Below are 8,753 nucleotides of genomic sequence, written 5' to 3' on the forward strand. Positions count from 1 at the left end.
CCCGCACCTCGTGAATCAGTCTGTCGCGCCGACCTTTTCGGAGTGAGCGGTGGTCAGCAGCTCCCAGGCGTGAGCACGTCCGGTTTCGGTATCGCCGAGACCGGCGAGCATGCGGGCCAATTCGGAGATCCGTTCGTCCTGGGTCAGCGCCCGCACACCGGAGTTGACGTCCTTGCCGTCGTCCATCTTGTCGACCACCAGGTGAGTGTCGGCGAAGGCGGCCACCTGGGGCAGGTGGGTGACGACAATGACCTGGTGGGTGCGCGCCAGGCGGGCCAGGCGGCGGCCGATCTCCACCGCCGCACGCCCACCGACACCGGCATCGACCTCGTCGAAAACCATGGTGGTGCCGTGTTCGGAACTGGCGAGAACGACCTCGAGGGCGAGCATGACCCGGGAGAGCTCACCACCGGAGGCGCTCTTGCTCAGGGGAAGCGGGTGCGCGCCGGAGTGAGCGGCGAGGCGGAACTCCACCTCGTCCACACCGGTAGATCCGGCGTGCAGTTCCTGGCCGTCGACCTTCAACGGTGCGGAATCCTGCGCGGAGGCGGGCAGCGGCCGCACCACCACATCGAGTTTGGCGCGGCCCATGGCCAGACCCGCGAGTTCGGCGCTCACCGCCGCCGCGAGCTTGCCCGCGGCCTTGGTGCGGGCGGCGGTGAGTTTGCGGGCCGATTCGCGCACCTTCGTCGCGGCGGCGTCCACCTCGGCCGACAGATTCGCCAGGGCTTCCTCGGACACATCGAGGGAGTCCAGGCGGGCCCGCGATTCCTCCGCCCACTTGATGACGCCATCGATATCGGGGGCGTACTTCCTGGTCAGCGTTTTGAGTTCGCCCTGCCGGGTGAGCATGGTGTCTAGTGCGCCCGGATCGGACGGCAGATCCGACAGATAGGAGCTCAGCTCGGTGGTCAGGTCCACCACCACCGAGATGGCATCGCCGAGCCGCGGGGCGAGCGCGGTCAGGATCGGATCGTCGGCCGCGTCGATACGGGCGCGGGCGGTGCCGAGCAGGTCGAGCGCTCCCCCGCCCTCGCCCGGGGTGTCGGGGGGTCCGGCCAGCGCGTCATGTGCCGTCGCGGCGGCCTCACGCAGGGAATCCAGATCCGAGAGCCGACGGATCTCGCTGATCAGGCGCTCATCCTCACCGGGTTCCGGTGCGATGGCGTCGATTTCGGTGAGCGAATACTTGAGCCGGTCGGCCTCTAGAGCGAGTTCCCTACTGCGCGCGGTGCGTTCGAGGAACTCATTGCGGGCGTCAAGCCATTTGCGCCGTTCCTTCTGATACTTGCGTAGCAGCGAATCGACGGTGTCGGAGGCGAATTGATCGAGGGCGTGCAGCTGCTGATCGGGTCGCTGCAATCGCAGCTGATCGTTCTGCCCATGCACGGTGAGCAGCGGCGTGGTGAAATCCGCCAGCACCGCGGCCGGTACCCCGCGCCCACCCAGATGCGCGCGCGAACGCCCATCGCTGCCGACCGTGCGCACGGCGATAATGCTGCCGTCGTCATCGCGTTCGGCCGCAGCGGATTCGAGCACCTCGTCCACTTCGGCACGCGCCCCGTCGTGCACGTCGTCGACGGTGAAGCGTCCCTCCACCACGGCCCGCGACGCACCCAGCCGCACCCGCCCGGCATCGGCGCGCGCGCCGCTGAGCAGGTGCAGGCTCGTCACCACCATGGTCTTACCCGCGCCCGTCTCACCGGTCAAACAGGTCAAACCCTCATGGAATTGCGCTGTGGCGGTGGAAATGACGCCCAGACCATCAATTCTGATCTCTGTCAGCACTCGTATTCTCCGTTCGGCGGTGTTCGACATCGCCTGCTCGGGGTCGCTCCGTGGTTACGCAGGCTTCCTCCTCCGCGCCCGTCCGTGCGGACGAACGGCCCCGCCAGCCTGTCACGGGCAATTGGAATTTGCGCACCATGCGGTCGGCGAACGGTGCGGAATCCAACCGCACCAACAGCACCGGTTCGGTCCCGCGTACCGCTTCGACCCGGCCGCCTCGCGGCAATGCGAGGGTGCGTCGGCCATCGAGGAAAACTATCGCATCATGGCCCGTCGCCACGGTTTCCACCGCGATCAGCGACTCCGGGCTGGTGACCAGGGGCCGCGCGAACAGGGCATGCGCATTACTCGGAATCACCAGCAGCGCTTCCAGTTCCGGCCACACCACCGGGCCACCCGCGGAGAACGCGTAGGCGGTGGAACCGGTGGGGGTGGCCACCAGGACCCCATCGCAGCCGAAGGCCGAGACCGGACGGCCGTCCACCTCCAGGACGACCTCCAATACCCCCATCCGCGCGGCATTCTCGATACTGGCCTCATTGAGCGCCCAACCGCGCTCGGTGACCGTATCGTCCACGCGCACGGTGACATCGATGGTCATCCGCCGCTCGACGGTATAGTCGCGCCGCACCACCTGCGCCAGGGCCTCGTCGAGGTGATCCGCCTCGGCCTCGGTGAGGAATCCGATGCGGCCCAGATTGATTCCCAGCACCGGCACGGCTGCCTCGCGGGCCAGTTCGGCGGCGCGTAGGAAGGTGCCGTCGCCACCGAGGGCCAGGACCATCTCGCAGCCCAGCGCGGAATCGGGACCGTGTTCGGTCACCCGCACCGGATATCCGTCGGGACGTCCGTCGTCATCGGTGTCGAATCGGGTGCTGTATGCCTCGTCCTCGAGTATTCGCAGTTCGATATCCGCGCTCTCGAAGATCTTCGCGACCCGATGCGCGGTTTCGGTGAGTTCGGCGCGCCCCGGATGCGCGACCAGCAGAATCTGCCGGGCCGCACTGCTTTCGGACCGCCCACTAGCCGCATTCACTGCGGACCCTCCTCCACCGCGCGCTCGATCAGCGCCGCCACCCTGGCTGTCTCGTCCGCATCGTATGCGTAGCCGGTGACATGCGCCGCGCTCCGAAGGCCGTCAGCGGCCGCGATGTCGGGCGAATCACTCGAATGCGACCCTCCGCCATCGGTTTCCCGAGCGGCCTGGGCATCGGGTTCGCCCTGTTTGCGGAGCCAGAGGAAATACTCGACATTGCCGGAGGGACCGGGCAGCGGGCTGGCGACGACGCCGAGGGTCCGCAGCCCCAGTTTCGCTGCCGCGGCGGCGACTTCGCGCACCACCTCGGCGCGCAGGGCCGGATCCCGCACCACGCCACCGCTTCCCACCCGGTCCTTACCGACCTCGAACTGCGGCTTGACCATTGGCAGCAGGTCCGCACCCGGGGCGCAGCACTGCGCCAGCGCGGGCAGTACCAGGGCGAGGGATATGAAGGAGAGGTCGGTGACGACCAATTCGACTGTGCCGCCGATGACTTCCGGTGTCAGCGCCCGCACATTGGTCCGGTCATGCACCTGAACCCGGTCATCGTTCTGCAGACGCCAAATCAGCTGGCCGTAACCGACATCGGCGGCCACCACCTCTTTCGCACCACGCGAGAGCAGCACATCGGTGAATCCGCCGGTGGACGCGCCCGCATCCAAACAGCGCTTACCGGAGACCGTGACACCCTGCGGCTCGAACGCTTCCAGGGCGCCCAAGAGTTTGTGTGCGCCACGCGAGGCCCACTGCACCTCGTCGGGTTCCGCCCGCACCAGGAGCGGGGTCGCCGCCTCCAGTGCCGTGGCCGGTTTCGTAGCGACAGTTCCATTGATCAGGACGCGGCCCGCGTTGATCAGCTCGACCGCGTGTTCCCGCGACCGCGCCATTCCGCGGCGAACCAGTTCCGCGTCCACCCGTGCGCGTCTGGCCACCTCAGATCTTGTCCACCGTTGCCAGGGCCTGCACCAGCACCTCGTGCGCCTGCTCGAGAATGCGGGCCCGCCGGGCGATATCGGTGCCCTCCCCCGAATCCTGTGCGCCTGCGGTCAATTCCGCCAGCAGCGCGTCGACCTCGGCACGGACCTGCTCGGGGTCGGCGAATTCCGGCTCATTCGCGCCCGGCAGATGCTGACCGGGCAGCGGCACCCCCGGACGGGGGCCGGGCGCGGGCGCATTCGGGCGAGGCGAGGGCATAGTCATCGTGGCGATAACGCTACCTGAACTCGGATTCGAACACACGTACCCGTGCTGTTCGAAAGAAGTTGACGGCTCGGTGAGGATGGAGGCTATGGAACACACCTTCGACGACCTGATCTCGGAAGCGTCCGCGGCCTCGGTGGACGGCTGGGATTTCTCCTGGCTGGACGGGCGCGCCACCGAGGAACGGCCCTCGTGGGGGTATCAGAAGCAGCAGGCGCGGCGGCTCGCCACCGCCCGCGCGGCCCTCGACATCCAGACCGGCGGCGGTGAAGTGCTCGCCAAGGCCGAGACGTATCCGCCGACCATGGTCGCCACCGAATCGTGGCCGCCCAATCTGAGCAAGGCCACGCGGTTGCTGCATCCACGCGGTGTCGTGGTGGTGGCCGATCCCGACGAACCGCCGCTGCCCTTCGCCGACGCGGCATTCGACCTCGTCACCAGCCGCCATCCGGCGACCATCTGGTGGGAGGAGATCGCCCGCGTACTCGAACCGGGCGGAATCTACTTCGCTCAACATGTCGGCCCAGCAAGCGTCTTCGAGTTGGTCGAATACTTCCTCGGGCCGCAACCGCAGGCGCGCAAGGGCCGCGATCCCGAACTCGAGGCCGCCGCCGCTCGGCAGGCGGGGCTGGAGATCGTCCAATCCCCGTGTGAGCGCCTGCGAATAGAGTTCCGCGATATCGGCGCGGTCGTCTACTTCCTGCGCAAGGTCATCTGGATGGTCCCGGGTTTCACCGTCGACCAATACCGTGACCGCCTGCACGACCTGCACAAGCAGATCAGCGAGGACGGCCCGTTCATCGCGTACTCCGCCCGGACACTGTTCGAGGCCCGCAAGCTCGAATAGCCCGATCGAGGTCGCGACACCACCTGCCCGGTCATCTTCGCGTCAGCCCGAATAGCCGGACTGGGCTCGCACCACCGCCTGCTCGTCATTCCGGCCCTCGTCATTCCGGCGGGTGCGCCCCACCGACGACAGGCGGGTGGCCCCACCGGCGACCATGGAGCCGTTGCCGGGGGCCAGGCCGCGTTCATTGGGGAGGGTGGCATCGGTATTGGCCGCGACCCACAGCGCACCGGCGCGCAGTGCATAGGCCGCTTCCGCCATCCGCCCACGCGGTGTGCGGATTGTGACCCTGCACGACCGCCGCCGGGACTACCCCGTTGAAACGGCGAATCGGCTGTAGACCAACACTGTTCACCTCGGCGACCAGATCGCCGGTGCCGAGTCGGGCCGCTGTACCCGCACCGATGACGGGCGCGTGTCCCCCCACCAATGACAGGCGGCTGTACCGACACCGACGACAGGCGCGTGTCCCCCACCGACGTCGGCCGCTGTACCGACACCGACAACAGGCACGTGTCCCCCACCGACGACGGGCGGCTGTGCCGACGCTCGACCGACACCGCGCTTCCAGGAACTCGGCGTCAGTCCTGGGCGGTCGGCGGGGCGGCCACGACCAGGGCCCGGCCCGGATATTGCCGTAGGAGGTCGGTGATGCGGTCCACCAGGCTGCCCTCGGACTCGGCGAGCGGTGCGGTGTCGACGACCGGATGGTTCAGGGCGTCAAGGGATTCCGCTATGTAGGTGGGCAGGCGGTGCGACGGTTGCTTGCGCAGATCGTCGAGGGTGCTCACGCCGGTGAGGACCATGAGCGATTCCAGGCCCACGGTGTGCGCGCCGTCGATATCGGTGTCGAGGCGATCACCCACCACGAGGGCGTCGCGGGTCGCGGCGACGACGAGGGCGTCCTCCATGAGGGGGGCGTAGGGCTTGCCCGCCACCACCGGTTCGCGGTCCGAGGCGGTGCGCAGGGCGGCGACCATGGAGCCGTTGCCGGGGGCCAGACCGCGTTCATTGGGGAGGGTGGCATCGGTATTGGCCGCGACCCACAGCGCACCGGCGCGCAGGGCATAGGCCGCTTCCGCCAGATCCGCCCACGCGGTGTGCGGATTGTGACCCTGCACGACCGCCGCCGGGGCTACCCCGTTGAAACGGCGAATCGGCTGTAGACCAACACTGTTCACCTCGGCGACCAGATCGTCGGTGCCGACGACGAGCACAGTGGACCCCGGCTCCAGCCGGGACGCGAGCAGGTGAGCGGCCGCCTGGGCGCTGGTCACCACCTCGTCCGCGGTCGCGGCGTAACCCAATTCGCGCAGATGCTCGGCCACGGCGGCGGCGGAGCGGCTGGCATTGTTGGTGACGTACACCAGCCGCTGCGCATCGGTCGGTGCGCCGGAAAGTGCTTCCGGCGCACCGGGAATCAGCTCATGACCGCGAAACAGCGTGCCGTCCAGGTCCAAGAGGAGCGCGCCGAAACGGTCGCGTAACCGCATCCGAAAATCCCTTACTGCTCGTCTGAATCCGATTCATCGGCGAAGGTCACGGCGCGGGTCGCGCCGCCTTCGGCTGGCGCCGAATTGCCCTCGGCCTCGGTCGAACTATCCTCGGCCTTCGCGGATTCGTCGGCAACGGCCGCCGCATCCTCGTGCGAATCATCGCTGCCGGAATCGTCGTTCGCGATCACGTCGCCGTCCGAGTCGCTCTCCGACGATTCGTCGGCGGACTCGTCTGCGTCGGCGTCATACGTTTCGGAAGCGGCAGCCGAGTCGTTCTCGTAGGTCTCGTCCACGGCGAACTCCGACGAATTCGGATCCGCCAGGAAAGCGGCGCGTTCCTCGGCATCGGTCTCGCCGTCGACATCGGCCGCGGCGGCATTCATGAACCAGGTCAGCGCGTCCTCGGGGCGTTCGGCCGCGAGCAGCGCCTCGGCGTAGGCGTAGTCGAGGCGAGCCGCGGCCGAACCGGTGCGCGCCGGATCCAGATCCGAGGTCTGCAGGGTGACCACGGCCTGGTCGAACTGGCCGAGATCCATACGCGCACCCGCGACCACAATGCGCAGTTCGGTGGCCTCATCGCCTTCGAGCTCCCGCGCCTCATCACTGCGCCCCAGTTCGATGGCCCGCTCCGGGCGCCCCAGACCGCGTTCGCAATCCGCCATCACCGCGAGCAGTCCGGCACCGCCGGACATCCGGCGCGCGGTACGCAGTTCCGACAGCGCCTCCGCCCACTCACCGGCATGGTAGGCCGCGACACCATTGGTTTCACGCACCACCGCGATACGACCGGCACGCTGCCGGGCCGCACGGGCATGTTCGAGAGCCAGCTCCGGGGCCTCGTCGAGCAGTCGCGCCACCATGACCAGGTGTCGCGCCACGGACTCGGCATTGCTCTTGTCCAGACTCAGCAGGTCACGACGCACGGCCGGTTCCAGATCGCTGGGCTGCACGTCCTCCGGCAGATCCGGCTCTACCGGACGAGGCGGCCGACGGTCGCTCGAGCGGTCGCCCGCGCCGTACGCACCCTCGCCACCACGTCGACGATCGGCATCGCCACGACCGAAGTCGCCACGGCTGGGCTCACGACGCTCATCCCCGCCACGCTTGAAGCCGCTGACACGAGCTTCATGCTCTTTACCGAAGGCGGCGTCACGCCCGATACGACGCTCGCCGCCGTCCTTACTTCCTCGGTCGAAACCACCGCGCTCATCGCCGCTGCCACGACTGGCGCCGCGGTCGTCATTGTCGCGACCGAAGGTACGGCGTTCATCGCCACCACGGCTGGGTCCACGACGCTCGTCATTGTCACGGCTGAAGCCGCGGCGCTCGCCGCCGCTCTCACGGGCAGGACCACGGCGCTCATCGCCACCGCCGGACTCACGACCCTTGAAGCCGCCGCCGAATTCCCGCTTCTCACCACCGGAACCACTGCGGCCGAAACCTTCTCGGTTCCCCTGGCTACGCCCGGAGCTCTCGCCACGTCCTGCACTGTCACGGTTGAAACCACTGCGGCTACCGCTGTCACGGCTCGAGTTATCGCGCGAGAAACCACCGCTGCGACCACCACTGCCGGAGCCACCACTGCGCTCACCCTCGCGACGGAATCCACCACGATCGCCCTCGCGACGCGGGGCACCGCCACGATCGTCTTCCCGCCGGAAACCACCCCGGTCACCCTCGCGACGGGGGGCACCACGGTCATCGTCACGACGCGGGCCACGGTCATCATTTCGACGGGGACCACGGTCATCATCACGGCGGAACCCGCCACGATCACCCTCGCGACGCGGTGCGCTACCGCGTTCACCCTCGCGACGGGCACCATCACGGTCGTCATTGCCGCGGAAACCGCCCCGATCGCCTTCGCGACGGGGGCCGCCACGCTCGTCATCACGACGGGGGCCACGCGCGTCACCGCCGCGGAAACCACCGCGGTCATCGTCACGTCGGGGGGCACCTCGTTCGCCTTCACGCCGGAAGCCGCCACCGTCGCCGCGGCCACCGCTATCGCGGCCGCCCGCACGGTTGAAACCACCGCCGCTGCCGCCGCCACGGTTGAAACCACCGTCACGGCTGCCGCCGCTGGATCCGGCCGGACGTCCGCCCGTATCGCGTCGATCGCCCGCCGCGCCGTCGCGTCCCGAACGGTTTGCACCGCCTTGTCCCGCTCCGCTGCTACGGCGGAACGGTTTGCGACCGTCGTTCTGCTCCGACACGGTGATCCCTCTCTAGTTTGGTTGCCTGCCGTACCCGGCCGCGGCGCTGCGCGTGAGGGCCGACGGAGTGACCCGTCGACATAAATTCAATCACGCATCGGTTGAGCGTCCTCGCGGGACCGGGTGTTGAAACGCAAAAAGGGGACCCAGTGATGGGTCCCCTTTCG

At 68.3% G+C, this 8,753-nt stretch carries 6 protein-coding genes and 2 pseudogenes; 1 reads left to right on the plus strand and 7 read right to left on the minus strand.

Annotated elements, in window-relative coordinates; all coding sequences use genetic code 11:
• Nucleotides 1–15: 15 nt before the first annotated feature.
• The 4 genes from recN to NU1_RS30020 are packed head-to-tail and all read right to left on the minus strand — an operon-like array spanning nucleotide 16 to nucleotide 4,027.
• Nucleotides 16–1,788 (minus strand): DNA repair protein RecN, encoded by a 1,773-nt coding sequence (recN, locus tag NU1_RS30005; RefSeq protein ID WP_067526807.1) that lies wholly within the window; start codon nucleotides 1,786–1,788, stop codon nucleotides 16–18.
• Nucleotides 1,766–2,824: an NAD kinase gene (locus NU1_RS30010; protein ID WP_067526809.1), complete on the minus strand. Its 1,059-nt coding sequence runs from the start codon at nucleotides 2,822–2,824 to the stop codon at nucleotides 1,766–1,768. The genes recN and NU1_RS30010 overlap by 23 nt, the downstream gene beginning before the upstream one ends.
• The gene (locus NU1_RS30015; RefSeq protein WP_084521928.1) at nucleotides 2,821–3,759 is read right to left on the minus strand and encodes a TlyA family RNA methyltransferase; all 939 of its coding nucleotides are present in this window, start codon (nucleotides 3,757–3,759) and stop codon (nucleotides 2,821–2,823) included. Before NU1_RS30015 ends, NU1_RS30010 begins: the two co-directional genes overlap by 4 nt.
• Before the next feature lies 1 nt (nucleotide 3,760).
• Complete coding sequence (locus NU1_RS30020; protein WP_067526812.1) at nucleotides 3,761–4,027, minus strand: hypothetical protein; 267 nt, start codon at nucleotides 4,025–4,027, stop codon at nucleotides 3,761–3,763.
• An 88-nt stretch (nucleotides 4,028–4,115) separates the two neighbouring features.
• On the opposite strand from NU1_RS30020, the gene NU1_RS30025 reads away from it, so the two are divergent.
• Nucleotides 4,116–4,874, plus strand: coding sequence for a class I SAM-dependent methyltransferase (locus NU1_RS30025; protein ID WP_067526814.1), 759 nt, complete (start codon nucleotides 4,116–4,118; stop codon nucleotides 4,872–4,874).
• 147 nt (nucleotides 4,875–5,021) lie between these two features.
• Here the strand turns inward: NU1_RS30025 and NU1_RS40760 are convergent.
• The 3 genes and pseudogenes from NU1_RS40760 to NU1_RS30040 all read right to left on the minus strand — a co-directional run.
• Nucleotides 5,022–5,256, minus strand: a pseudogene (locus NU1_RS40760) (HAD family hydrolase); the annotation flags it as partial.
• A 199-nt stretch (nucleotides 5,257–5,455) separates the two neighbouring features.
• The gene (locus tag NU1_RS30035; protein ID WP_067526818.1) at nucleotides 5,456–6,367 is read right to left on the minus strand and encodes an HAD-IIA family hydrolase; all 912 of its coding nucleotides are present in this window, start codon (nucleotides 6,365–6,367) and stop codon (nucleotides 5,456–5,458) included.
• 323 nt (nucleotides 6,368–6,690) lie between these two features.
• Nucleotides 6,691–7,653 (minus strand): annotated as a pseudogene (locus NU1_RS30040) (hypothetical protein); the annotation flags it as partial.
• Nucleotides 7,654–8,753 lie beyond the last annotated feature (1,100 nt).

The sequence above is a fragment of the Nocardia uniformis NBRC 13702 genome, assembly GCF_001613345.1.
GTDB classification, from domain to species: domain Bacteria; phylum Actinomycetota; class Actinomycetes; order Mycobacteriales; family Mycobacteriaceae; genus Nocardia; species Nocardia uniformis.

What these genes read in the sequence shown, in the direction of transcription:
- NU1_RS30020 (WP_067526812.1), bottom strand. Translation starts at nt 4,027, where the DNA reads ATGACTATGCCCTCGCCTCGCCCGAATGCGCCCGCGCCCGGCCCCCGT.
- NU1_RS30025 (WP_067526814.1), top strand. Translation starts at nt 4,116, where the DNA reads ATGGAACACACCTTCGACGACCTGATCTCGGAAGCGTCCGCGGCCTCG.
- NU1_RS30035 (WP_067526818.1), bottom strand. Translation starts at nt 6,367, where the DNA reads ATGCGGTTACGCGACCGTTTCGGCGCGCTCCTCTTGGACCTGGACGGC.